This is a genomic window from Tenacibaculum sp. MAR_2009_124, assembly GCF_900105455.1.
Lineage (GTDB): Bacteria > Bacteroidota > Bacteroidia > Flavobacteriales > Flavobacteriaceae > Polaribacter.
This window is the reverse complement of sequence record NZ_FNSF01000007.1, coordinates 523903-548505: the sequence shown is the minus strand read 5'-3', so window position 1 is coordinate 548505 and position 24603 is coordinate 523903. Positions and strand designations below refer to the sequence as shown.

Sequence of the window (24603 nt, the reverse complement as noted above, 5' to 3'; positions counted from 1 at the left end):
TATTGTTCTTGAATTAATTTATCGGTTTACTTGAAAGTTAAAGCCAACTTTCCTTCCTTGTTGCTCTATAACAAATTCTCTTTCGCTAATGACCGTATTATCTTGTAACGATTTAACGAAAATTGAATAGGGTCTGAAATTAACTTCGGTTACATCTTCATAAGTAAAATCGAAATTCGCCTTAAGGTTTAGGTTCGCTGCGTACCCTTTTTTATAAGGAAAAACATTAGTTTCTGCAGAATTTTCCTGTTTAAAAAATTGAGCTTCTTCAAAAACTGGTTTTATTTTCCCTTTATGTTCACCAGCGGTTTTAGATACTTCAATACTGACTGAAGTCAATCTGCCCTCTCCATTATTTGGTAAATCTGAGTTACCACCGCATGAAGCTAAAAAGACCGCGCAAATAAATGTAAAAAGATATTTCATCGTAAATTATTTTGAATTATTAACATCATCAAGTCTACAAAGTTTATACCAATAAAAAAGCGCATTACAATTGTAACGCGCTTTTAAGAAATTTTTATGTTCTTTTTATAAATTATTAGCTTCTGCTATTAATTCAGCAATGTCCTTTACTTGAATTTGCTCTTCTTTTTCCTTAAATTTCACTCCATCCGTCATCATAGTATTACAATAAGGACAACCCGTAGCAATAATTTGAGGGTTTGTTCCCAGTGCATCTTCTGTTCTTAAAATATTTATATCCTTATCTCCTCTTTCAGGTTCTTTAAACATTTGAGCCCCTCCTGCACCACAACACAAAGCGGTAGATTTATTGCGCTTCATTTCGGTCATTTTAACTCCTAAACGTTTAATTAATTCTCTAGGAGTTTCATACACATCATTTGCCCTTCCTAAATAACAAGGATCGTGATACGTTAATCTCTTATTTTTAAGATTCTCACCTTCTACAGATAGGCGTTCTTCATTTATCAATTTACTTATAAATTGGGTATGATGATACACTTTATATTTTCCTCCTAAGCTAGGATATTCATTTTTAAATGTATTGTAAGAATGAGGGTCGCAAGTAACAATTGTTTTCACCTCATATCCATTTAAAACTTCAATATTCATCATGGCTTGCATTTGAAACAAAAACTCATTTCCTGCTCTTTTTGCCGCATCGCCTGTTGAACTTTCTTCAGTACCTAATACCGCAAAATCAACCTTTGCTTCATTTAAAATTTTAACAAAAGCTCTGCTAATTTTTTTTGCTCTATCGTCATAACTTCCAGCCGCTCCTACCCAAAACAACACTTCCGGTTGCTTTCCTTGAGCCATCATCTCTGCCATTGTTGGTACATTCATAATTCTTTATCGTTTAATTGTTGACACATTTCTTGTTTTACACTTACTTGATTAAAACTGATTAGTTATTCGTCTTTCCAGTTTAATCTATCCATTTGGCTATACTGCCAAGGTGCACCATTGTTTTCAATGTTTGTCATCATCATATTAAGTTCTTGAGGAGCAGCCGACTCTTCCATTACTAAATAACGACGCATTTCCATTATAATTGATAAAGGGTCAATTCCTATTGGGCATTCTTCTACACAAGCATTACAGCTAGTACATGCCCATAATTCTTCTCTTGTTATATAATCATCTAATAGTTGTTTACCATCGGGTTTAAATTCTCCTTTATTAACATCTATAATATTTCCAACCTCCTCTACTCGATCACGTGTTTTCATCATAATCGCTCGAGGTGATAATTCTTTTCCTGTTAAATTTGCTGGACATGAAGAAGTACAACGACCACACTCAGTACATGTGTATGCATTCATTAATTGTACCCAATTTAAATCCGTTACATCTGAAGCACCAAACTTTTCGGGTTCTCCCTCATCCTCTCCTTCCGCTGGCATCGCATAAGGATCTGCATCAGGATCCATCATCATTTTTACTTCTTTTGTTACTGAAGCTACATTTGTAAACTGTCCTTTTGGATTCAAGTTTGCAAAATACGTATTAGGGAAAGCTAATAGAATGTGCAGGTGTTTTGAATAATATAAATAATTTAAAAAGATAAGAATTCCTACAATGTGAACCCACCATGCTGTTTTTTCTATCACATGAAGTTGATCATGAGAAAATCCTTCAAACCAAGGAGCTATAAACTGTGAAACTACATTTCCAACTCCTGCTTCTTGAAAACCTACATCCGTTGCATTCATTACTAAAAACAACGACATTAACACCATTTCAAAATACAAAATAATGTTCCCATCATTCTTTGGCCATCCGGTCATTTCTTTACTCCAAAAACGTTTAATTTTTTCAACGTTTCTTCGAAACCAAAATATGATTACGGAAACAAATACTAACAATGCCAGAATTTCAAAAGTTCCTATTAAGAAACCATAAATACCATTACCCAATGGTTTTTGAAATACCCTGTGCGTTCCAAATAATCCATCTACAACGATTTCGAGCATCTCTATATTAATGATAATAAACCCCACGTAAACAACAACGTGCAAGATTCCTGAAACTGGTCGCCTAACCATTTTATATTGTCCTAAGGCAATTTTCGCCATATTTTTCCAACGCTCGGGCTTTCTATCATTTCTATCAATATCTTTACCTAGTTTGATATTTCTAATCAGCTTTCGAACATTCATTACAAAGTATCCTATTCCTGCGATTAATATAATTGCAAAAAAGATGTTTGGTACGTAATTTTCCATGTATTATTTGTTAGTTATTGATGATTCCAATTGTCGTCTTCGGAGCTATTAGGTGACAATCCTAAAATATCTCCTTTGGCAGAAACTCCTAGACCTAATACCGTTCTGTTAGCATAGTTAAAATAACTAACTACTTGGTTTATCTCTAAAATTTCACCATCAGTAAATTCCTTTTCTTTTAAGCAATGGATGCTTCTCTCAGCTAATTCTGAAGGTTGTAGTGTAAGTTGTTTGGCATATTCCAAGCCTTCTGCATATTTCTGATCTAATGCAAGACTTAAATTATTAGTTTCCAAACTCTTTTTGAGTTCAGAAGCTTGTTTATCATTATTTAACAATTTTACAAGTCCTGAATAATGGTGCTGAACACAATAATCACATTTATTTAACATGCTCACATAAACTCCGATAGTTTCTAAATACCATTTAGGGAGTGTGTTGTTACTATTATGTAATACATTCTTATACAATGCCATGTGTCCAACCATCGTATGTGGTCTAAGACCATGAACAAGCATTATGTTATCAACATTATTATTAGGCCCAGTTACCTTTTGATAAAGTTTTTTCAGTTTTCCTTGAGCTTCTTGAAATGAAATTATTTTAATCCAGCTCATTGACTATTTATTGCTAACGTTCTTATTGCTGTTTTCTTTATTATACCCTTTTGCTTTCTTTCCAAATAATGAAAAATGGACAAAACGTTTTGGGTTTAATTTCATTTCTCTTAGAAGTTCTTCTAATTCTTTGGAAGCATTGGTTAAATTCGTATACATTGCTTTATCCGTCATTAACTTTCCAAGCGTTCCTTTACCACTCTTCATATCCGCTAAAATTACATTTACGTTTGTCAATGTAGTTTCTAACTTTTTAACGGTTCCTCCAAGATTAGCCTTCGCTAAGTCGCCTGAAACTTTTGAAAAATCTTCCGTTATTTTTTTTGTATTCTTAATAGTTTCTTCTAAATTCCCTTTACTATTATTAAGCATTGAATTTACCGAAGATAAAGTTCTTCGAACATCAGTAACTGTTTTTTCAAGATTTAAAATACTTCTATTTAAACTTCTTCGTGATTTGTAATCCAATATCTGATTAAAGCCAGTAACCAATGAGTCTACACCGTCTATAGTATGTTCCAGCCTCGGAGTTAGTTTATCACTTAACGACCCTATAAGATCTTGCTCTATTTCTCCTCTAAGAAAATCACCTGATTTAGCTTCTTCTCCATCATAATTAGGAATGATTGCTAAATTCTGACCTCCCATAAGCCCTGCAGAATAAATTTTAGCAATACTATTTTTGCTAAAACTAAATCTATTATCCACACTTAGTTTCACGACCAAGTTACCTCTTCTTTCTGGATTTTTATTAAAATTGATTTCCGATATTCTTCCTACTTTTAATCCATTAATGGATACCATACTAGCCTCATTTAGTCCGCTAATATTGTCAAATTCAACATAAAAGTATCTTGTACCTGGATTGAAAAGATCTTGACCTTTCAGAAAATTGTAACCCCAAACGAATAATGCTATAATGACTACTGCAACTATTCCTGTTTTTAATTCTTTAGACATGCAAAATGATTAATACAAGCGAAAATAATAATTATTTTCGGTAGTTAGTAGGTAGATTTGATCTAAATTACAAAGAATTAAGCGCTTCCTTCACAGAGATTTTTTTGCCGTCTTTAAATGCTACAACAAAGGCTCCCTTATGCCCCACTTCTCGCGCTTTACTTTGCATTCTTTTCACTTCTTGAAAATCAGAGGTTTGACCGTAATAATATTTATAATAACCTTCAATAAAACTAGACTCCACCTCACTTAATCCTTTAAAGTTGAAATTATTTGAAAGTTTATTTCTAGAAGCTGCTATTTGAACTCTGAAATAAACGCCTCTTTTGATCTCTTTTTTTGGCTCTTTCTTTTTTGGCGAAGATACTTTCTTGCTCTCCTTTGTTTTAGCTACAACTACTTTTTTTGGTTCTTCCTTCTTTTCCTTAGGTTTTACCTTTGTTTTAACCAGTGTCGTTTTTTCTTCCTCTTTTTTCGTAGTATCAATAGGTAACTCTCCTACTGAATTTATTTTTATTTGTTTTATATACTTTTTTATGGCTTCTGAAATTGCTTTTGCCATTTTATATTGTCCACTTCTTGAATTCAAAAACTGACCTTCAACTTTGTTTGAAATAAATCCTAACTCTATCAAAACGCTTGGCATTACAGTTTCTCTTAGAACTAAAAAATTTGCTTGTTTTACTTTTCTATCGTAGCGTTTTATACCTCTAAAGTTTCGTTGTACTAATCCTCCAAAAGCCAAACTCATATCTAAATTCTCTTCTTGTAATACTGACAGTGCTATTACAGTTTCGGGAGAATTAGGATCGTAGTCATAATTCTTCCTATAATCATCTTCCAGTAAAATTACCTCATTTTCTTTTTTTACTATTTCCAAATTCTCTTTATTTCCTCTTAATCCGAGAACATAAGTTTCCGCACCATGCGGTCTACTTGAATTGTTTGCGTTACAATGAATTGAGACAAATAAATCTGCATTTTTCTCATTAGCTATCCTTGCTCTGTTATGTAATTCTATAAAAACGTCCTTCTTTCTTGTATAAATAATGTTTAAATCCTTGTCTTTTTTAAGAATTTCACCAGTCTTGAGAGCCAAGCTTAAAGCAATCTTTTTTTCTATATATCCTCCTCGTGAAGCACCATAATCTTTACCTCCGTGACCTGCATCTAATACAACCGTATACTTTTTCTGAGCGCTTATTGTTGTTATACTATATGAAAAGATAAATCCTAAAAAAAGGATAAAACTTAACTTTTTGGTAATATATTTGCTGAATTTTAAGATTCTCATCAATTATTTTTAAGTAATTTTGGCGTTTAAAATTTGTATACTCAAATAGTAAGCCATAATTTTAATTGAACACAAAAATAGTATTTATAGTCTTGCGAACAAATCTAACTTACATACTTTTATTTTTAAGTTTTCTCAGCTTTAACAAAGGTTATTCTCAGGATTTGAGTACACAAAACACCTCTATTAAAAAAGCTAAAGATTCCTTAAATATAGCAAAAGATACTGTTTTTAACAGAAACTTAAAAGAGATAACAAAACCTTCGAAAGATTCGATCCCGAATGACTCTATTGTAAAGCCAAAAGAAGTAATTGATGGAATTATTACCCATGATGCCGAAGATTATACCATTCAGGATGCAAAAAACAAAACCATTACACTTTATAATAACGCTAGAGTAACGTACACAGACTTGGACCTAAAAGCTGGGATTATTATTTTAGATTATAAAAATAATACGGTATATGCCAAAGGTATAAAAGACAGTATAGGTTATCATCAAAGACCACAATTTAAACAAGGCGCTCAGGAAAGTGAACAAGATTCTATTCTTTTTAATTTCAAAACTAAAAAGGCTTTAATTTATGGTGTAAAAACTGTTCAAAGTGATATTATTACCTATGGTACCAAAACCAAACGTGTAAATGATTCTACTATTTATATGCGTAAACTTCGTTTTACAACATCTCAAAAGGAAATACCTGATTATTATATTTCTACAAGTAAAGCTAAGTTAGTTCCTGGTAAAAAAATTATTGTTGGAGGAAGTCATTTAGTTCTCGCCGACGTTCCCACTCCTTTATATTTACCTTTTGCGTACTTTCCTTTAACTGACAAAAGAAGCTCTGGGTTTATCATTCCTTCCTGGGGAGATAGTAATAGTCAAGGTTTTTTCTTGCAAAACGGAGGGTATTATTTTGCCGTTAATGATTATTTTGATTTAACCGTATTAGGAGATGTTTACACCAATGGAAGCTGGGGATTAAGAGCTGATTCTAATTATTATTTCCGTTACAAATCTAGCGGAAACTTCAGTATTAGATTTGAAAATATTATTCAAGGAATTAGAGGTTTAAGTGGCTACAGTAAATCTTCAAACTTCAACGTTAGATGGAGCCATAGTCAAGATGCTAAATCTAGTCCAAACTCTCGTTTTTCGGCATCTGTAAACTTAGGTAGTAGTCAGTATTATAATCAGTCATTAAATGAATTTAATAATTCGCAAAGATTGACAAATACGTTGAGTTCGTCAATTTCATATTATAAAAAGTTTGTAGGGACTCCGTTTAATATGAACGTTACGGCAACTCATCAACAAAATACTAACAGCAATACGATATCAATGACTTTCCCGTCATTACAATTGAACATGGATAGAATTTTTCCATTTGCTGGTAAAGGAGGAATTAAAAAGAATCCTATTCAAAAAATGGGGTTAAACTATAGTATGAGTGGCCAATACAGGATAAATACCACTGATGATGAGTTTTTTACTGAAAAAATGTTCAGCGAGGCACAAGCTGGTATACAACATAACTTAAGTACAAGCACAAATATCAAAGCTTTTAAATATTTTACGCTAGCTCCAACAGTTAGTTATAAAGATGTTTGGTATTTCAGAAAAATTAATAAACGTTACGATTCTAGTATTATAGATAATCAAGGTAATTCAGGTGATATTGTTAATGACACTATTGGAGGTTTTACTAGATTTCATGAATACAATTTTGGTGCTTCACTGTCAACCAATATTTATGGAACATTTAACTTTAAAAAAGGACGATTAAAAGCTATTCGCCATACAATTAGACCTACAATTTCATATGGTTATAGACCTAATTTTGCAAATGCCCATAACCTACAAGTTCAACAGAGTAGTGACCCAAATGATTTATTAACGTATTCTCCGTTTGAAGGAGGAATCTATGGAACCCCAGGAAGCGGTTTGTCTAACTCTATTGGAATTTCAGTTAATAATGTTCTTGAGGCAAAAGTTGCACCCAAGGATCCAGATAGTGACGAAGAAGATGAGAAAGTTACAATTCTTAACAATTTAAATTTCAGTACAAGTTACAATATTGCCGCAGAAGAATTTCGCTGGAGCCCAGTCAGTGCAAGTGCAGGAACCCGTTTATTCAAAGATAAAATGGCACTGAATGTAAATGCGAGTTTTGACCTTTACCAATTAGATGCCGATGGCAATAGAATTGAGAAGATAAATCCTTCTATTTTAAGACTTACGAATGTAGGAGTTACCGCCAACTATTCCATTTCGAGTAAAGATTTTGAGAAAAAAGACGACGACAAAAAAGAAAAGGAAAGTAATGGTAATGGTGCTCAAAACACTCCTGACGTTTTCGGTCAAGACATTCCGAACACAAATGGTTTTGGTAATAATGGAATTGGAGGTCAAGAAGATAATTCTTCAAAAACGAAAGTTGCAAAGTTGTACAATGCCAAAATTCCTTGGAGCCTGAATTTAGTTTATGCCATGAATTATTCTAAACCTGGAAATGTTGGAAACATCAGCAATAATTCATTAATGTTTAGTGGTAATGTAGAACTCTCTCCAAAATGGAAAGTAGGTTTTTCTTCTGGTTACGATATAAAAAATAATGCCTTTACTTTTACAAGATTAAACTTTTCTAGAGACTTAGATAGTTGGAGGTTCAACTTTAACTGGACACCTTTTGGAGTAAACTCTGCCTATTACTTCTTTATAGGGGTGAAATCATCCGTAATGAGTGATTTGAAATGGGATAAGAATAAACCACCAGATAGAGTGTTGTTCTAACCAATTCTTCTTAATTTAGAGGCATTAAAAATCTCATTAGTCTTGATTTTACTTGTAAGGATAATCAGACTACATTTGATTCAAAATAATAAAACGGTATATAGATGAAAGAAATTATCACAACTACAAAAGCACCTCAGCCAATTGGGCCATACAATCAAGCAATATTAAAAGGAGACACCTTATATACTTCCGGACAAATAGCTATTAATCCCGAATCTGGTGAGTTAGTTTTAGATTCAGTTGAGCTAGAAACTAAACAAGTAATGGAAAATATGAAGCAAGTACTTGCTGCTGCAAATATGACTTTTGAAAATGTAGTAAAGACTTCCATTTTTATATCTGACATGAATAATTTCTCTAAAATTAATGAAGTATATGGTCAATATTTCAATGAAGATACAGCACCAGCGAGAGAAACTGTTGAGGTTGCAAACCTTCCCAAATTTGTGAATGTAGAAATTAGCATGATTGCTATTAGATAAGTACTGAATACATCTTTTAAATAACAAAACTCTTGTCAAGAATAATTCCTCTTGGCATTTTTTATTTTTATTATAAACAATACGATTTATAAATAAAAAACCCGCTTAAAAACGGGTATATATTTAAAATTCTATTAAGCTAGTTTATTTTATAATCCTGATGAATACACTAATAAATCTATAATTTTAGTAGCATATCCATACTCGTTATCATACCAAGATATTATCTTAAAAAAATTTTCGTTTAACTCCAAACATGCAGCCGCATCAATTACAGAAGTCCTTGGCTCTGACACAAAATCTTGTGATACCACCTCATCTTCAGTGTATCCAACAATTCCTTTATAGACTCCTTTTGAAGCTTCTTCGAAAGTTGCTAATATTTCTCTTAATGAAGTAGGTTTTTCAGTTCTAAATGTTAAATCAATTAAAGATACATTTGGCACAGGAACTCTTACTGCCATTCCAGTTAATTTTCCTTCTAACTTAGGCAATACCTTCGTTACCGCAATAGCGGCACTTGTACTTGTTGGGATAATATTATTCCCCAAAGTTCTTCCTCTTCTCCATTTTTTATTGGGTCCATCCACTGCATTTTGCGAAGAGGTTGAGGAATGAACCGTTGTCATCAACCCTTCTTTCAACCCAAAGTTATCATTGATGATTTTCGCTACAGGAGCCAAACAATTTGTAGTACATGAGGCATTAGAAAACACCAATTCATTTTTAGTTAACTCTTTGTTATTCACCCCCATTACATACATTTTAGCATCTTTTGAAGGAGCCGAGATGATCACTTTTTTTGCTCCTGCCTTTAAATGAAGTGACGCTTTGTCTTTATCGGTAAAATAACCTGTAGATTCAATAACATAATCTACATTAACTTCGTCCCATTTTAAATATTCCGGTTGTTTTTCCGCAGTAACTCTAATTTCTTTTCCATTAACCACCAAATTCCCTTCTTGAACCTCTACCGTTCCAGGAAAACGACCATGAACTGAGTCATACTTCAACAAATAGGCTAAATAATCTACATCCATTAAATCGTTAATCGCTACTACTTCGATATTATCTCTAAGAGTTACAGAACGAAGAGCTATTCTTCCAATTCTACCAAAACCGTTGATCCCAACTTTTATCATGTCCCTTTTTAATTTATCATATTTAATACGATTTATAAATAAATATCTCGCATATAAACAGTTTCTTTTCACATTCTACAGCGTTAAAAAAAGAAACCGTAACTAAGGCTATGCATTGCTTTTTTCGCCTTGTATAAAGAAAAAATAATTCAATTAATTTATACGAAATTTTTAATCACCAATCGTATATTCCTTTCAAAGGCTTTAACTAAATCAAGCTTTTACCCCCCTATTTTTCAGGAGTACAAATATAAACTATATAAACACAAAAAAACTGGTAAGAAATAAAATCCCACCAGTTTTAAACAAATTTAATGTATATCGTTTACAACGATGAAGAAAGTGCTTTTTCTTCTACGTTAGATAATGATGCTGAGTATTCAGTTAAATCAACTAACTTCGTTGCATATCCCATTTCGTTATCATACCATGACACTACTTTCACAAAATTATCAGATAATGCAATTCCAGCATTAGCATCAAAAATAGAAGTTCGAGTATCTCCTACAAAATCTTGAGAAACAACTAATTCTTCGGTATAACCTAAAACACCTTTCATAGCTCCTTGAGAAGCATCTTTCATTGCTAATTTAATATCTTCGTATGACGCTTTATTTTTTAACCTCACAGTTAAATCTACAACAGAAACATCCATAGTAGGAACTCTAAAAGCCATACCTGTAAGTTTTCCATTTAATTCTGGTATTACTTTCCCTACCGCTTTAGCAGCTCCTGTAGAAGAAGGTATAATATTATGTAAAGCAGCTCTTCCTCCTCTCCAATCTTTCATTGAAGGTCCATCAACTGTTCGTTGAGTGGCTGTACTAGCATGAACGGTTGTCATTAACCCTTCCTCTATTCCAAATTTGTCATTTAATACCTTAGCTATTGGAGACAAACAGTTCGTTGTACAAGAAGCATTAGAGAAAATTGTATCACTACTCTTTAACTCATTATTGTTCACACCCATTACGAACATTGGTGCATCTGGAGAAGGCGCAGAGATTACAACTTTCTTCGCTCCTCCATTAATATGTAATTGAGCTTTGTCAATAGTCTTAAAAATACCTGTACATTCTAACACGTACTCTGCTCCTACTTCATCCCACTTTAAATTTTCAGGATCACGTTCTGCAGTTATTCTAACTTCATTTCCATTCACAACTAACTTGTCACCTACAACCTCAACTGTTCCTTCAAATTCTCCATGTACAGAATCGTACTTTAACATGTATGCTAAATAATTTACATCATCAAGTAAATCATTAATAGCCACAATTTGAACATTTGAACGTTTCACTGCAGATCTGAAAGCTAGTCTACCAATTCTACCGAATCCGTTAATCCCTATTTTAATCATAATATATTGTGTTTTTATGTAGTCATTATATCTGAAACTCTTAGAAGTTCCATGTTTATTTCTTGTATTCCTTTTATTGCTTTTTCTAAATCAGTTGCAACCACTTGATTGTTCTGCAATCCAACCATAAGGTTCGATTGACCATCGATTAATAATTCAACAGCTTTTACTCCAAGTCTACTCGCTAAAACTCTGTCAAAACAAGATGGCGAACCTCCACGTTGCATATGTCCTAAAACCGATACCCTTACTTCATATTCCGGCAGATTTTCTTCAACATAATCTGCCAATTCAAATACAGTTTTCCCTGTCTTATCCCCTTCTGCAACGACAACGATACTTGATGATTTCCCTGACCTCTTACTCTTTTTAAGAGATTCTAACATTCTATCTAATCCAAGGTTTTCTTCAGGTATTAAAATTTCTTCAGCTCCAGCACCAACACCTGCATTTAAAGCAATAAAACCAGCATCTCTACCCATTACTTCAACTATGAATAATCTATTGTGCGAAGATGCGGTGTCTCGAATTTTATCAATTGCCTCCATCGCTGTATTCAACGCTGTATCATAACCCAATGTATGCGACGTTCCGTAAATATCATTATCAATAGTTCCTGGAATTCCCATAACTGGAAAATTATACTCTTTATTAAATACAACCCCACCTGTAAAAGAACCATCTCCACCGATAACTACTAAACCATCAATTTCCTGTTCCTTTAAATTCTCGTAGGCTTTTTTGCGTCCTTCTTCGGTCATAAATTCTTTTGACCTAGCAGACTTTAATATTGTTCCTCCCTTTTGAATTATATTATTTACACTTCTCGCAGTCATGTTTACGAAATCTCCCTCAATCATTCCCTGGTATCCACGATAAACCCCTACACATTCAGTTCTGTAATATGCACACGCTCTTACTACCGAACGGATTGCTGCATTCATTCCTGGAGCATCTCCTCCAGAAGTCATAACTGCTATTTTTTTCAATCTTTTTGCCATAATCTGTTTGTCAAATCTAGTTATTTTTTGCTTTGTTTTTTCTAAAAAAAACGAAATCGTTTTCGCGTAAAACCTTTATAAACCTTGGGTTTAGAGCTATTTAAGAACCTTAATATTCCGCACCTAACTTCCTTATGTTTAAAAAAATAAGCTATTGTATTATTTAGTTATTTTAACGAGTCTTTTAAACAATAATACTACTTCTTTTTAGTTTTATTGTTCCATAAAATAGGAAAACATAGAAACTTTAATTTTTATTAACATATAAGGCCTTTTATACTATAAAGGTATCTAATACCATTTACAAATTGAAATTATTGTAATAAAATGGATATCTATTTTTAATAGACAGCTCATACAAAAAGGTAGAATAACGAAAAAAGAAATTCTTTTATTGGTCAAGCTCAAGGTGCTAATAGCAGTAATTAACATAAAAAAATCCTTTCTTTTTTAAAGAAAGGATTCGTCACTTGCTTGAGTTCAAAAGTTTATTTAATAACTTTCTTGTAGTGAGTAATTGTGTCCTGTATTTTCATATTATGAAATACAGAAGGAAATAAATCTTTTATAATAAAATGATATTCATAATCTATACTTAGTGCATTTTTCAGGTGAGTCAAACTATAATCTTCCTTGCCTAAAACCATAAACAAGCCACATAATCTATATTCAACCTCTGCAAACTCTCTATATATTTTTTTAGCTTTAATCATAATAGCTAACGCTTCATTATACTCTCCTAAAAACAATAAAATGTCAGTAAGAGCCACATAAATTTCAATAGCATCGTCCTTAAGCTCTATACATTTATAAAAAGCCTTTACCGCTTCTTCGTAAAAATTAAGTTTTAGATTAATATCACCATACTTTCTCCAATATAGAGGATTGGCTTCATCAATCTGTATTGCTTTATTTATATAATATAATGCTTTCGGAAAGTTCTTATTGGAATAACAGGCCGAAGTTAAAAGCATCCAACCTCTATCAAGAAGTGGGTCTTCATGAACCGCCTTTTTATAAAAATGTATGGCAGTTGCTAAATTATCAAGTTGCTGATAACATTCTCCTATTCTAATATATGCATACGCTGTTGGATCATCTAGCTCTAATGTAATTAAATAATTATCAATTGCATCTTGGTATCTTTTTAGCTTCTCTAAAGTTTTAGCCTTCTCTAAATACCCACCAATAAATGAATCATCAATAATAACGGCAAAATCAAAAGACTGTAACGCCTCTTTATACATTCCCATCTCAAAATACTGTCTTCCAAGTTGATGCCATGCAACCTCGCTGTATGGGTTCTTATCCAAATAAGCATTCAAAAACTTAATAGCATCTTCATTGTTTTGCTGCATATCAAAGCAATAAACAATATTATATAAAGAAGAATAATCTTCATAATCCACTTCAATACACTTTGCAAAATTCAAACGAGCATTTTCATAATCATCTAAATACAAATACTCCATTCCAATCATAGACCAAATATCTTCTGGATCTTTCACAAACTCTAAAGATGATTTTAGAATTGATATTGCCTTTTTATGCTTTTTATTTTTGGATAAAATTGTAGCTCTTTGAATAAAAACTTCATCATTATGCGGCTCAACGGCTTCCACTTCCGCTAATAATTGTTCCGCTATTTTTAATTTATCATCAAAAATGAGTAATTCAATTCGCATTAACTTTAATTGAATAGAACTAGGATGCTGTTCTAATCCTAACTTCACTGCTTTTTTTGCTAATGAATGCTTTCCTATATTTAAATAATGTTCGATAATCTCCTCAAACTCTGTGGCATCAAAAAAATAAACATCATTCGTCTTTAACATGGATTCAAATCTTGATACTGGCATAGGTTTTTCCTTTGAAATACGTTTAAAATTACAATAACATTAATGGCATTTGACATTCCATAAGCTTTTCTTGTTAACAAAGTAATTAACAATTATCCTTACTAGCTCTCTATCTTATACATAAACCTACGTTATTTTTTTATTTCTTAGCTCATCGAAGTTTATCACAAATAAGATGTTCTAAAAAAATAACTTTTCACTTTCCTAAAGTGATCTATAAAATAAATTCTTTACCATAAAAACACTACTTCATCTACCTATATTCTCTTCTTCAAAAAACAAAGATTCAGACATTCCTTTAACGTCTTATTTTTAGTAAAACCAACAAACTTTTTGTTGGTTGAGACCAATCATTACAGATTATTCTCTATAGGTAAAGAAGCATACACTTCATGGTTAGTTTTAAGGTAAAGTACGATTTTTTACAACCAAATGCAAGAATATAAATGAATCTAGCTTTCTTCTCACAACCCTATTATTACTTTTTTTCACTCCAAGTACGATGGCTTTTTGAAATTATAATCTATTGAATTTGTATAATTTATTTATCATTTTTTTAAAAAACATGGGTAATAAACGAACAAAGATTCACACTACATATTATATCATCATTATTTCGAGATATACTGGCCACATTGACCGCTTATTATTGGTGATATGAAACTACAGAACGTAGTGGATAGTATTAACTAAATATTTAATAATTATGAAAAATTTTAATGAATTTAAAAAAGAAGAGATTGGTAAAACTAATATGTCTATAGTTTTCGGAGGATTAAGAACCGGAGGAGATCCTTGTTGTAGTGTAACAATATATGCTGATGGCAAACCTGCCAGAACTGATGATGAAGATTGTCAAGAAGAAGTAGCCGCATCGGTTAGCCATGGTTATTCTGCAACTCGTGGTAACTAAAACAACTTATAAAGGAGGTATATATTCCTCCTTTTCTTTACTATACTATGATTATTATCTTATCAACACATGGAGATGCTTCCACTGATGAAGTATGCAAATTATTAACTCTTCGCAAAGCACCATATCTAAGAATAAACGATGATTTGTTTACCAAAGATTCAAGTATTGGTATAAGTCTAGACAATACATTTCTTAGATATACGATTAAAAATTCTATTTATGAGATAAACTATCATGAAAAGCATGTCATCTGGAATAGAAAGTTTGGTTTTTTTTCCAAAACTGAGCTATATAACGAATCAATAAAACAGTTCGATGGTGATATATTAACCTATATATCTTCAGAATTTTATGGCTTTTTACAAATGCTAAAAAGCACTTTTTATAATAGCAAATGGATTAATCCTCCTGCAGATTATAACAAACTAAAACAGTTACGTATTGCTGAAAAGGTTAAAATGAATGTTCCTAGTTATCTTATTACAAATACTAAAAATGAATTAAGTAAATTCAAACAATCAGAAGGAAACATTATTACAAAGTCTTTAAAAGCATCTAAAACTATTTATAGAGACGAATATTATTATCCTTTATTAACTTATAAAGTTAATGATATAGAACAGCTTCATGAAACATTTTTACCATCTATATTCCAAAAACAAATAGAAAAATCATATGAAATAAGAGTTTTTGTAATTGATGAAAAAATATTTAGCATGGCCATTTTCTCACAGAAAGATTCACAAACTAAGGTTGATTTTAGGGATTACAATTTAGAAAAACCAAACAGAATGATTCCTTATATAATACCTACAGAATTACAAGAAAAAATCATTCGTTTTATGAATGAAATTGGGCTTGTAACTGGGTCTTTTGACTTTATAAAGTCATCTTCAGATAGCTTATATTATTTCCTTGAAGTTAACCCAAGTGGTCAATTTGGAATGGTATCTTACCCTTGCAATTACAATTTAGAAGAAGAATTAACATTGTATTTAATTCAGGAAAATTTAAAAAAATGAAAAGATTAGAAACAAAGCATAGCCCATTGTTACCAGTCACATTTTCTGTTGTAAAAGAAAAAAAAGTAACAATCAATAAAAATATAAAAACAATACATACTTCTTGCGATGTTACAAATAATAAAAATTATGCTGTTTCATCTTTTTACAAGTTAATCCATAAACCTTTCGAGTTATGATTTCTAGTAAAAAAATTTACATTAAGTTGTTCAGCTGTGTTTTAATTAGTAAAGGCTATTCTAAAATAATACTAATCGATATCCAACGCAAAGATTATTATTCATTATCAGTAAAATATTCAACCATTTTAAACTCACTACAAACTGGTTTATTAATTAGTCAAATAGATAAAGAATTTGATTCATTAATTTCTTTTTTAAGAGAAGAAGAGTTAATTTTTAATACTACTGAACCTTTTAAATTTCCAGCAATTAGCACCTCTATGAAATTTCGGAACATTATTAGTAATGTTTCATTAATTGCCTCCGAGTATACCATCGATTACATTCTTGATAAATCCTTTATTAAAATATTAGACTCTCTAATGGTAGAAGCTATTTTCATTCATATTAATTCAGAAGTGCTCAATAAAACTAAAAAGATCGTTGCACACTTCTCTTCGTGTGTAGCTCGATCCATGGAACTATCACTTAGTAATGATACGAAAAGTATTAACTTTTATAAAAGCTTAGTAGAACAAAACCCTAGAATTAATAAAATATATGTACATAACAGTAACTCTCAAACCGTAGAGGAACTTTATCATGACAGCTTCGTTGTTTACTCAACCAAAAAAGATAATTTATTTGAAAAGACCAGATCCATGTCAAAGGATTATTTACAAATTAATAGAACCTTAGCTCTCGAGTCTCATCACTATCACACTTATTTTAATCGTAAACTTTTTTTTAACGAAAGAGGCGAAATAATGAATGCTCCCGAATGTAAAAAGTCTTTCGGAAATATAAAAAACATTAAATCTCCTCAAGATTTATTAAACATTATTTCACTACCAGAATTTCAGAAATACTGGTACATTAATAAACAAAAAACAGCAATCTGTAAAGATTGTTCTTACAAACTAATGTGTGTTGATGAAAGGTTGCCATACCCATTAAATGATAAAGAATGGTATCATAAGGAAGAATGTAATTACAACCCTTACATTGGCGAATGGAAATAAAAAATATGCTATAAGCATGGTTCTTAGGTTTAAAAGCGATCAAATTTGAATGATACGATTATTTTTCTATATTTGAGAGAATTAAAAATTCAAATAAATAAATATAATTTATAAACAAAAAATCATGAGTAAGTTTGACGAAAAAGTAGAATTGTATAAGAAGTTTATGGATGATAAAAACATCTCTTTAAACGCTGATTTACTAAATGCTGTAACCAAAGGTCTTGGACCTTCTATTTATAAGAAAGATGCAGAAACTGTATCTGGAACAGACAAAAAAGAGCTTGAAACTGTAAAAAATAATTTCTTAATCAAAAAGCTAGGTTTATCTAATGGACCACAATTAGATGAAGCAATTGCTGAAGTAATTGAAAAAATCGGAAAATCTGAAAGAAATAAATATAGAGCCGTAGTATACTATATGCTTGCTGAAAAGTTTAACAAACAATCTGTTTACGGATTATAAGATATTTTATTTTTTAAATTCAAATCCTGCATTAAAATTAGTGCAGGATTTTTTATTTTAGCCGTCAACAAACAACAATATTTCTATGTCTCAATTTATTAGTGTTTTTGACATGCTAAAAATCGGAGTAGGACCTTCTAGTTCCCATACATTGGGGCCTTGGAGAGCCGCTCAACAATGGATTCAGAAGTTAAAGAACAATGACCTTATAAGTAATATACGTACTATAAAAGTTAACCTTTACGGATCATTATCTTTAACTGGAAAAGGCCATGCTACTGATTTAGCTGTTTTATTAGGACTTAGTGGAACCGACCCCGAATATATTCCTATTGAGGATATTGAAAATATTATTTCTAAAATTAAAAACACGAATACACTTAATTTCGATGGAGAAAAGATTTTAGATTTTTCAATGGATCAAGTAATTTTTAATAAAGAGTTTCTTCCTTTTCACTCAAATGGCTTAACCTTTATTGCCCTTTCCAAAGAAAATGAAATCATTTCTTCTGAAACATACTATTCTATTGGTGGTGGTTTTGTGATTCAAGAGAAAGTTGAGACGTCCGAAGAAAACGAAATCAATAAAGAAAATTTTCCTTTTCCAATTAATAGAGCCACCGAGTTAGAAAACTACTGTAAAAAAGAAAAGAAAAATATATCTGACATTGTACTCTCAAACGAATTGGTTTTAAAATCGAACAACGAAATCGATTTAGAACTAAGAAGAATTTGGGATACAATGCTTGAATGTATGTATATCGGATGTCATACCGAAGGAACTTTGCCTGGTGGATTAAATGTTAAAAGAAGAGCCTTTGAAACTCATAAAAAATTGATAAAAGATTTTAGTTATCGGAATCAAGAAGAATGGATTTCGGCTATTAGAAGTACTGAGGTAAAGTTTAGAGAAATTTTAAAATGGGTTAGCTGTTTTGCTCTTTCAGTAAATGAAGTAAACGCTTCTTTAGGTCGTGTTGTAACAGCTCCAACAAACGGTAGTGCGGGCGTAATACCTGCCGTTTTAATGTATTATTTAGTAATTGAAAATCATGAAGCCGATTTCGAACATATAAAAAAGTTTTTATTGGTTGCAGGAGAAATAGGAAGTGTCTTTAAAAAGAATGCTACCATTTCGGCCGCAATGGGTGGTTGCCAAGCTGAAATAGGAGTTTCATCTGCCATGGCTGCTGGTGCATTAACTGAGTTATTAGGAGGAACCCCTTCGCAAAGTTTAGTTGCTGCTGAAATCGCTATGGAACACCACCTAGGTTTAACATGCGATCCTATTGGTGGTTTGGTTCAAGTACCTTGCATTGAACGAAATGCTATGGGAGCTATTAAAGCCATAAATGCTGCTGAATTAGCCTTGGAAACAGATCCAGAAAAATCTTTAGTTCCTCTAGACAAAGTAATTGATACGATGTGGGAAACAGCCAAAGACATGAATAGAAATTATAAAGAAACTTCAGAAGGAGGTTTAGCGGTTACCGTTGGGCTTGCCGACTGTTAAAATAAAAGCGGCATCCATATGGATGCCGCTTTTATTTTATCTCGATTTTTTCTCCTAAATATTTAGGTTTCACTCTGAACACAATATCAACAAATACTTTAACCCTAGCTAAATACTCTCTTATTTTAACTTTCATCCCTAATCTTCCATGTACATCTTTAGCATTATAACCTGCCGCTACCAGTCCTTTATGCTCTGCTAAGTATATGGCGCGCTCATTATGAAACTTTTGAGACACTATTAGTATATCATCTTGATCGAAAACCTCTTTAGCCCTAACCACAGAATCTAGAGTTCTAAACCCAGCATAATCCAAAAATATTCTATTTGCAGGAACTCCTCTTTTGATTAAATCTTCCTTAAATTGAGTTGGTTCATCATAACCCTTTGCGCCATTATCCCCACTTACTATAATATATTTTAACTTCCCCTTTCGAAAAAGATTGACTGCTGCTTCTACCCTATACTTATAGTACAAATTGATATTCCCATTTTTTAAGAACTTATTAGTTCCTAATAAAAGACCCACTTTTTTCTTCGGAACTAAATCTATATTAGAATATGTTTTTGCTTTCGCATTACTATAAATCAAGCTATTACAAAGAACAACAACAATCAGAATCGCTAAGATTAATGAAACCGCAAATCGCAGCACTTTTTTGGACTTCTTTTTCATTTGCCTATTTAATTTTGTAAACCAAAGATAACCATTTAGCTATGGAAATTAGTTTTACGCTATCATCAGTATTTACTGATATCATGAGTAACTCTATTTTATCTAGTAAAAAACAATTCATTTTCCGAAGACATAGATTCCGAATACGCATAACCTTCAACATTAAATCCTTTCAAATCATCTAAGGTTTCAATATTATTATCTATAATATATCTAACCATTAACCCTCTAGCTTTTTTCGCATATGTCATAATCGTCTTATATTGCCCATTTTTTAAATCTTTAAAAACAGGAGTAATCATTGACGTATTTAAGGCTTTCTTGGGAACAGCTTTAAAATATTCTGTACTTGCTAAATTAATCAGTAACTCTTCTTCTTCCATTTCTTCATTCAATGAATCCGACAGTAAGTTTCCCCAGAATTTATATAAGTTATCGGCTCTACCAACTTTTAATTTAGTCCCCATTTCTAAACGATATGGCTGAATTAAATCCAAGGGTCTTAAAATCCCATACAAACCTGAAAGAATTCGTAACTTATCATTTAAAACAGGTATTTTATCATTTTCTAAAGAAGTTATATCCAATCCTCTAAAAACCTCCCCTGTAAAAGAATACGCAGCTTGCTTTGCGTTTTCAGGAGTAAATATTGGATTCCAGTTTTGATTTCTTTCATAATTTAAAGCTCCCAAATCATCAGAAATTTTCATCAAATCCGATAATTTCTTTTTAGATAAGGTTTTTAGTTTTTTGTTTAATTTTTCAGAATGCTCTAAAAAACGAGGTTGAGTATATTCTTTTGTATTCGCTTTCGTTTCAAAATCAAGAGATTTTGCTGGAGATATTATTATCTTCATCTGTTTATCTTATTTTTTTATTTCAGATGTAACCTTGTATATTAATAAATATTCCTTAAAAGGTTTATGAATTATTCCAATATCTAAGGTTCTCTTTATCTTAATTTGTCTTTAATTACTTGTCTTATATCCGTAAACCTCACTACTGTATATGTAGTAATTGAGATCCGATTTTCCGATCATAAAGATATTCATCTAATTTAATTTTCATTGCTCTTCGAATTCAAAATATCTTATAATAAAATTGTTAAAAACTATGATAAAATTACTCACTTATAATACTTAAACCGTCATAAGCCAAATGTACATTCTCAGGGAGTTCTTTTTCTACTTCATCATGAAAACCGAGTAATTCACTAATATGAGTTAAATATGCTTTTTTCGGATTAAGTTCTTTTATAAATTCAAGAGCTTCCTCAATGTTAAAATGTGTTGAATGCTCTTCTTTTCTCAAACCTGTAACTACTATGGTATCGAGATTACTTAATTTAGTTTTTTCTTCTAAACTAATTGTTTTGATATCGGTTAAATATGCAAAATTATTAAAACGAAACCCCAAAACAGGTAAATTTCCATGCATTACTTCCACCGGAACTACTTTTACTCCTTTAAAGTTTAGAGTACTATGTTTTGATATTATATTCGTCTTAACCTTAGCTGCGCCAGGATACCTGTTTTCTGTTGCAAAAATATAGTCATAACGCTTCTCCAAAGCATGCAAAACTCTTTCAGTTAAATAAATTGGGACTTCTCCCATTCTAAAACTAAACGGTCGTATATCATCAAAACCAGCAATATGATCGGAATGTTCGTGTGTAAACAAAATTCCTTCGATTGCTTGAACGTTCTCACGAATCATTTGTTGACGAAAATCTGGTCCGCTGTCAATAATGTAAGTCGTTTCATCCCAAGAAATCATAATAGAAGATCTAAGTCTTTTGTCTTTAGGATTATCTGATAAGGATACTGGGTGCGTACTTGTTATCATAGGTACTCCAGTTGAAGTACCTGTTCCAAGAAACGTTATTTTTAACTGTTTTACTTTACTCATTTCTTCTAACAAAAATACAATAAAAATTGACTGATAGCAGCTATTTTCAGTACATTTGTTCCGCGTAACAAAAACGAATAAAATGGCAATTACGTTAAAAGGAGATCAAAAGATCAATACTGTACCAACGGTAAAAACAAAAGCTTTAAAAATTAATCTAAACCAACATATCTACGGTACTTTTGCCGAAATAGGTGCTGGTCAGGAAACTGTTCGTAATTTTTTTAGGGCTGGCGGTGCTTCTGGTACCATTGCGAAGGCCATGAGTGCTTATGATAAAGATTTTTCAGACGCTATCTACGGAATTGAAAAAGACGGGAGATATGTAACTGAAGAAAGATTAAAAAAGATGTTAAAACATGAAATGATCTTAATTGAAGATCGTTTAGATCGTCAAAAACATCCTGATAAATTGTTTTTTAGTTACGCAAATACGGTGGCCACCATTAACTTTTCCAAAAAATTTAAGGGTCACGGTTGGGTAGGAATTCGTTTCCAATTAGACCCGTTAGAAGATTATAATGAAATTATTCTTCACCTACGATTTAAAGAAACAGACGCTAGGTTACAACAAGAAACTTTAGGAGTTTTAGGGGTAAATCTTGTTTATGGAGCTTTCTATTTGAATGATAATCCTAAAGAGCTTTTAAAATCTTTTTACGATAACATTGATAAAGATCGCATAGAAATTGATATGATCAATTTTTCTGGACCTCGTTTTACCTATGTAGACAACCGTTTAATGAGTTTACAACTTGTTAAAAATGGAATGACAAATGCCGTAATGTTTGGCCCAGACGGAAATAACTTGTTACCAGCCCAAGTTCTTTATAAAAGAAATATTTTAGCACTTCGAGGAAGTTTCAGACCTGTTACTAAAGTAAATATGGACATGTTTGAAAAATCGAAAGAACTCTTCTTAAAGGAAAGAAAGGTAAACCCAGAAAAAACTCAGATGATTTTTGAGATTACCTTAAGTAACCTTAAAGCTGAAGGAGAAATTAACGAACGTGATTTCCTTGATAGAGCTGAATTACTTTGTTCATTAGGACAAAATGTAATGATTACTGATTACCAAGAATACTTCAAACTTGTAGAATACTTTAGTGAGTTTACTCGTGAACGTATGGCTTTAGCTATGGGAGTTAACAATCTAATTCAAATTTTTGACGAAAAGTATTATCGTGGACTAAGCGGTGGTATTCTTGAAGCCTTTGGAAAGTTATTTTATAGAGATTTAAAAATATATCTATACCCATATAAAGAACAAGATTCTGGTGAATACTTAACAAGTGAAAATTTAAAAGTGCATCCAAGAATAAAAGAGTTGTATAAGTTTTTTAAATTAAATGGACGACTTATCGATTTGAAGAACTTTGATCGTAAAGTGCTTCATATTTTCTCTAGAACTGTATTATCCAAGATTAAGAACAATGAGGAAGGATGGGAAGAAATGTTGCCTAAAGGAGTCTCTGACACTATCAAAGAAAAACGCCTATTTGGATTTTCAAGCAGAAGAAATCGTTAATTTTTCTTGATTTACTTAAACCATTTAATATTTTTATAGTCTAACAACTAAATTTAAACTAGTTGACAGACGAAGTACTATTCATTAATCAGTTACAAAATGCCTCTTCCAAGGAGTTTGCATTTAAAACTTTAGTGAATCAATATAAAGAACGACTTTATTGGCATATCAGAAAAATAGTTTATGTTCATGATGATGCCGATGACGTTCTTCAAAATACTTTTATTAAAGCATACAAGAATATTGATTCTTTTAAAGGTAACAGCAAATTATACTCCTGGCTATATAGAATAGCAACTAATGAAGCAATTAGTTTTATTAGTAAAAAAGCCAAAGAGAAAAATGTAGACATCACTGACTATCAGCAACAAATCACTTCTAATTTAAGTAGTGATTTTTGGTTTGATGGTGATGAGATTCAACTTATTTTACAAAAGGCTATCGCCAAACTTCCTCGTCAGCAACAATTAGTATTTAATATGAAGTATTTTGATGAAATGAAATACAATGAGATTTCTGAAATACTTAAGGTAAGTGTTGGTAGTTTAAAAGCATCCTACCATCATGCGGTAAAAAAAATAGAAACCTATATAAAAAGTATAAATTAAACCTTTTCATAAACTAGCAGTCTTATAATTATGAATAATGATTTAAAAAATAGCATCGATTTTCTTAACGAGAAAACTAACAAAAAAAATAGTTTTGCCGTACCTGAAAATTACTTCGAAGAATTTGATGTTGACGTATTAGATCAAAAAGACATAGACTTAAATAAACAAAACCCTTTCAAGCTACCCAATTCTTATTTTGATTCTTTTGATGATAATCTTTTCGAAAAAATTAAAGAGTCAAACACAGTTAAAGAAAAAGTTATTCCTTTATATAAAAAGATAGTTCAACTGATTCCTGCGGCTGCAGCGGCTTCCGTTTTAATATTTGCGACATACTTATATTCAAAAAGTACAAGTTCAATTAATTTCAATACATTATCAACTACGGAAATTGAAAACTGGTATGAAAATGGATATATTGATTCATCAAGTGATGAGCTTATTATTGCTCTCAATGAAAGCGATATCAATTTCGATAATGAAACTTTTGATTCCATTACACTCGATGATGACAATATGGAAGACTATTTAAACAATTTAGAAGAAAATACAATAATCAATGAAATTCAATAAG

24 protein-coding genes are annotated in these 24603 nt (G+C 31.5%); 11 read left to right on the top strand and 13 right to left on the bottom strand.

What is annotated here, in order from left to right; genetic code table 11:
* Positions 1 to 18: 18 nt before the first annotated feature.
* The 6 genes from BLW23_RS19300 to BLW23_RS19275 all read right to left on the bottom strand — a co-directional run bounded on the left by BLW23_RS19300 (position 19) and on the right by BLW23_RS19275 (position 5564).
* Positions 19 to 426, bottom strand: a complete 408-nt coding sequence (locus tag BLW23_RS19300) for a hypothetical protein (protein WP_093672948.1) — start codon at positions 424 to 426, stop codon at positions 19 to 21.
* Positions 427 to 531: 105 nt separating this feature from the next.
* A complete protein-coding gene (locus BLW23_RS19295) occupies positions 532 to 1311 on the bottom strand; it encodes a (Fe-S)-binding protein (RefSeq protein WP_093672946.1) in 780 nt (259 codons plus the stop codon).
* Positions 1312 to 1376: 65 nt separating this feature from the next.
* Positions 1377 to 2693 (bottom strand): 4Fe-4S dicluster domain-containing protein, encoded by a 1317-nt coding sequence (locus BLW23_RS19290; protein WP_093672944.1) that lies wholly within the window; start codon positions 2691 to 2693, stop codon positions 1377 to 1379.
* A 14-nt stretch (positions 2694 to 2707) separates the two neighbouring features.
* Complete coding sequence (locus tag BLW23_RS19285; RefSeq protein WP_093672942.1) at positions 2708 to 3310, bottom strand: carboxymuconolactone decarboxylase family protein; 603 nt, start codon at positions 3308 to 3310, stop codon at positions 2708 to 2710.
* A gap of 3 nt (positions 3311 to 3313) precedes the next feature.
* Positions 3314 to 4270, bottom strand: a complete 957-nt coding sequence (locus tag BLW23_RS19280) for an MlaD family protein (protein ID WP_093672940.1) — start codon at positions 4268 to 4270, stop codon at positions 3314 to 3316.
* 67 nt (positions 4271 to 4337) lie between these two features.
* Positions 4338 to 5564 (bottom strand): N-acetylmuramoyl-L-alanine amidase family protein, encoded by a 1227-nt coding sequence (locus BLW23_RS19275; protein WP_093672938.1) that lies wholly within the window; start codon positions 5562 to 5564, stop codon positions 4338 to 4340.
* A 164-nt stretch (positions 5565 to 5728) separates the two neighbouring features.
* Here BLW23_RS19275 and BLW23_RS19270 point away from each other — a divergent pair, with 164 nt between their 5' ends.
* Positions 5729 to 8359: a putative LPS assembly protein LptD gene (locus BLW23_RS19270; protein WP_255362840.1), complete on the top strand. Its 2631-nt coding sequence runs from the start codon at positions 5729 to 5731 to the stop codon at positions 8357 to 8359.
* A gap of 104 nt (positions 8360 to 8463) precedes the next feature.
* The gene (locus BLW23_RS19265; RefSeq protein ID WP_093672934.1) at positions 8464 to 8844 is read left to right on the top strand and encodes a Rid family detoxifying hydrolase; all 381 of its coding nucleotides are present in this window, start codon (positions 8464 to 8466) and stop codon (positions 8842 to 8844) included.
* 149 nt (positions 8845 to 8993) lie between these two features.
* Here BLW23_RS19265 and gap (BLW23_RS19260) read toward each other — a convergent pair whose 3' ends face one another.
* The 4 genes from gap (BLW23_RS19260) to BLW23_RS19245 all read right to left on the bottom strand — a co-directional run bounded on the left by gap (BLW23_RS19260) (position 8994) and on the right by BLW23_RS19245 (position 14206).
* Positions 8994 to 9986 carry a type I glyceraldehyde-3-phosphate dehydrogenase gene (gene gap / locus BLW23_RS19260; protein ID WP_093672932.1) on the bottom strand — a complete coding sequence of 331 codons (993 nt, stop codon included), beginning with the start codon at positions 9984 to 9986 and terminating at the stop codon, positions 8994 to 8996.
* A gap of 325 nt (positions 9987 to 10311) precedes the next feature.
* Entirely contained in the window at positions 10312 to 11346 is a 1035-nt protein-coding gene (gene gap, locus BLW23_RS19255) for a type I glyceraldehyde-3-phosphate dehydrogenase (RefSeq protein WP_093672930.1), read from the bottom strand.
* 14 nt (positions 11347 to 11360) lie between these two features.
* On the bottom strand, positions 11361 to 12347 hold the full coding sequence (gene pfkA, locus BLW23_RS19250) for a 6-phosphofructokinase (RefSeq protein WP_093672928.1): 987 nt from the start codon (positions 12345 to 12347) through the stop codon (positions 11361 to 11363).
* Between the two features lie 488 nt (positions 12348 to 12835).
* The gene (locus BLW23_RS19245; protein WP_093672926.1) at positions 12836 to 14206 is read right to left on the bottom strand and encodes a tetratricopeptide repeat protein; all 1371 of its coding nucleotides are present in this window, start codon (positions 14204 to 14206) and stop codon (positions 12836 to 12838) included.
* A 706-nt stretch (positions 14207 to 14912) separates the two neighbouring features.
* Between BLW23_RS19245 and BLW23_RS19240 the strand changes: the two genes are divergently transcribed.
* The 6 genes from BLW23_RS19240 (at position 14913) to BLW23_RS19215 (ending at position 19306) form a co-directional block, all read left to right on the top strand.
* Positions 14913 to 15119 (top strand): hypothetical protein, encoded by a 207-nt coding sequence (locus BLW23_RS19240; protein ID WP_093672924.1) that lies wholly within the window; start codon positions 14913 to 14915, stop codon positions 15117 to 15119.
* 47 nt (positions 15120 to 15166) lie between these two features.
* Entirely contained in the window at positions 15167 to 16144 is a 978-nt protein-coding gene (gene gwsG, locus BLW23_RS19235; RefSeq protein WP_093672922.1) for a grasp-with-spasm system ATP-grasp peptide maturase, read from the top strand.
* Positions 16141 to 16323 carry a hypothetical protein gene (locus tag BLW23_RS19230; RefSeq protein ID WP_093672920.1) on the top strand — a complete coding sequence of 61 codons (183 nt, stop codon included), beginning with the start codon at positions 16141 to 16143 and terminating at the stop codon, positions 16321 to 16323. Before gwsG ends, BLW23_RS19230 begins: the two co-directional genes overlap by 4 nt.
* Positions 16320 to 17327, top strand: coding sequence for a hypothetical protein (locus BLW23_RS19225; RefSeq protein WP_093672918.1), 1008 nt, complete (start codon positions 16320 to 16322; stop codon positions 17325 to 17327). Before BLW23_RS19230 ends, BLW23_RS19225 begins: the two co-directional genes overlap by 4 nt.
* A gap of 124 nt (positions 17328 to 17451) precedes the next feature.
* A complete protein-coding gene (locus BLW23_RS19220; RefSeq protein ID WP_093672916.1) occupies positions 17452 to 17793 on the top strand; it encodes a DUF2853 family protein in 342 nt (113 codons plus the stop codon).
* A gap of 85 nt (positions 17794 to 17878) precedes the next feature.
* Positions 17879 to 19306: an L-serine ammonia-lyase gene (locus tag BLW23_RS19215; protein WP_093672914.1), complete on the top strand. Its 1428-nt coding sequence runs from the start codon at positions 17879 to 17881 to the stop codon at positions 19304 to 19306.
* A gap of 31 nt (positions 19307 to 19337) precedes the next feature.
* Here the strand turns inward: BLW23_RS19215 and BLW23_RS19210 are convergent, their stop codons facing one another.
* The 3 genes from BLW23_RS19210 to BLW23_RS19200 all read right to left on the bottom strand — a co-directional run bounded on the left by BLW23_RS19210 (position 19338) and on the right by BLW23_RS19200 (position 21890).
* The gene (locus BLW23_RS19210; RefSeq protein ID WP_093672912.1) at positions 19338 to 19982 is read right to left on the bottom strand and encodes a SanA/YdcF family protein; all 645 of its coding nucleotides are present in this window, start codon (positions 19980 to 19982) and stop codon (positions 19338 to 19340) included.
* A 98-nt stretch (positions 19983 to 20080) separates the two neighbouring features.
* On the bottom strand, positions 20081 to 20839 hold the full coding sequence (yaaA, locus tag BLW23_RS19205; protein ID WP_093672910.1) for a peroxide stress protein YaaA: 759 nt from the start codon (positions 20837 to 20839) through the stop codon (positions 20081 to 20083).
* A gap of 265 nt (positions 20840 to 21104) precedes the next feature.
* Complete coding sequence (locus tag BLW23_RS19200; RefSeq protein ID WP_093672908.1) at positions 21105 to 21890, bottom strand: MBL fold metallo-hydrolase; 786 nt, start codon at positions 21888 to 21890, stop codon at positions 21105 to 21107.
* An 82-nt stretch (positions 21891 to 21972) separates the two neighbouring features.
* Here BLW23_RS19200 and BLW23_RS19195 point away from each other — a divergent pair, with 82 nt between their 5' ends.
* The 3 genes from BLW23_RS19195 (at position 21973) to BLW23_RS19185 (ending at position 24602) form a co-directional block, all read left to right on the top strand.
* On the top strand, positions 21973 to 23418 hold the full coding sequence (locus BLW23_RS19195) for a nicotinate-nucleotide adenylyltransferase (protein ID WP_093672906.1): 1446 nt from the start codon (positions 21973 to 21975) through the stop codon (positions 23416 to 23418).
* 62 nt (positions 23419 to 23480) lie between these two features.
* Complete coding sequence (locus BLW23_RS19190) at positions 23481 to 24026, top strand: RNA polymerase sigma factor (RefSeq protein WP_093672904.1); 546 nt, start codon at positions 23481 to 23483, stop codon at positions 24024 to 24026.
* Positions 24027 to 24056: 30 nt separating this feature from the next.
* Positions 24057 to 24602, top strand: a complete 546-nt coding sequence (locus BLW23_RS19185; protein WP_093672902.1) for a hypothetical protein — start codon at positions 24057 to 24059, stop codon at positions 24600 to 24602.
* Position 24603 lies beyond the last annotated feature (1 nt).

Coding starts and splice junctions, on each gene's coding strand:
- BLW23_RS19300 (WP_093672948.1), bottom strand. CDS start 426: ATGAAATATCTTTTTACATTTATTTGCGCGGTCTTTTTAGCTTCATGC.
- BLW23_RS19295 (WP_093672946.1), bottom strand. CDS start 1,311: ATGAATGTACCAACAATGGCAGAGATGATGGCTCAAGGAAAGCAACCG.
- BLW23_RS19290 (WP_093672944.1), bottom strand. CDS start 2,693: ATGGAAAATTACGTACCAAACATCTTTTTTGCAATTATATTAATCGCA.
- BLW23_RS19285 (WP_093672942.1), bottom strand. CDS start 3,310: ATGAGCTGGATTAAAATAATTTCATTTCAAGAAGCTCAAGGAAAACTG.
- BLW23_RS19280 (WP_093672940.1), bottom strand. CDS start 4,270: ATGTCTAAAGAATTAAAAACAGGAATAGTTGCAGTAGTCATTATAGCA.
- BLW23_RS19275 (WP_093672938.1), bottom strand. CDS start 5,564: ATGAGAATCTTAAAATTCAGCAAATATATTACCAAAAAGTTAAGTTTT.
- BLW23_RS19265 (WP_093672934.1), top strand. CDS start 8,464: ATGAAAGAAATTATCACAACTACAAAAGCACCTCAGCCAATTGGGCCA.
- gap (WP_093672932.1), bottom strand. CDS start 9,986: ATGATAAAAGTTGGGATCAACGGTTTTGGTAGAATTGGAAGAATAGCT.
- gap (WP_093672930.1), bottom strand. CDS start 11,346: ATGATTAAAATAGGGATTAACGGATTCGGTAGAATTGGTAGACTAGCT.
- pfkA (WP_093672928.1), bottom strand. CDS start 12,347: ATGGCAAAAAGATTGAAAAAAATAGCAGTTATGACTTCTGGAGGAGAT.
- BLW23_RS19245 (WP_093672926.1), bottom strand. CDS start 14,206: ATGCCAGTATCAAGATTTGAATCCATGTTAAAGACGAATGATGTTTAT.
- BLW23_RS19240 (WP_093672924.1), top strand. CDS start 14,913: ATGAAAAATTTTAATGAATTTAAAAAAGAAGAGATTGGTAAAACTAAT.
- gwsG (WP_093672922.1), top strand. CDS start 15,167: ATGATTATTATCTTATCAACACATGGAGATGCTTCCACTGATGAAGTA.
- BLW23_RS19230 (WP_093672920.1), top strand. CDS start 16,141: ATGAAAAGATTAGAAACAAAGCATAGCCCATTGTTACCAGTCACATTT.
- BLW23_RS19225 (WP_093672918.1), top strand. CDS start 16,320: ATGATTTCTAGTAAAAAAATTTACATTAAGTTGTTCAGCTGTGTTTTA.
- BLW23_RS19220 (WP_093672916.1), top strand. CDS start 17,452: ATGAGTAAGTTTGACGAAAAAGTAGAATTGTATAAGAAGTTTATGGAT.
- BLW23_RS19215 (WP_093672914.1), top strand. CDS start 17,879: ATGTCTCAATTTATTAGTGTTTTTGACATGCTAAAAATCGGAGTAGGA.
- BLW23_RS19210 (WP_093672912.1), bottom strand. CDS start 19,982: ATGAAAAAGAAGTCCAAAAAAGTGCTGCGATTTGCGGTTTCATTAATC.
- yaaA (WP_093672910.1), bottom strand. CDS start 20,839: ATGAAGATAATAATATCTCCAGCAAAATCTCTTGATTTTGAAACGAAA.
- BLW23_RS19200 (WP_093672908.1), bottom strand. CDS start 21,890: ATGAGTAAAGTAAAACAGTTAAAAATAACGTTTCTTGGAACAGGTACT.
- BLW23_RS19195 (WP_093672906.1), top strand. CDS start 21,973: ATGGCAATTACGTTAAAAGGAGATCAAAAGATCAATACTGTACCAACG.
- BLW23_RS19185 (WP_093672902.1), top strand. CDS start 24,057: ATGAATAATGATTTAAAAAATAGCATCGATTTTCTTAACGAGAAAACT.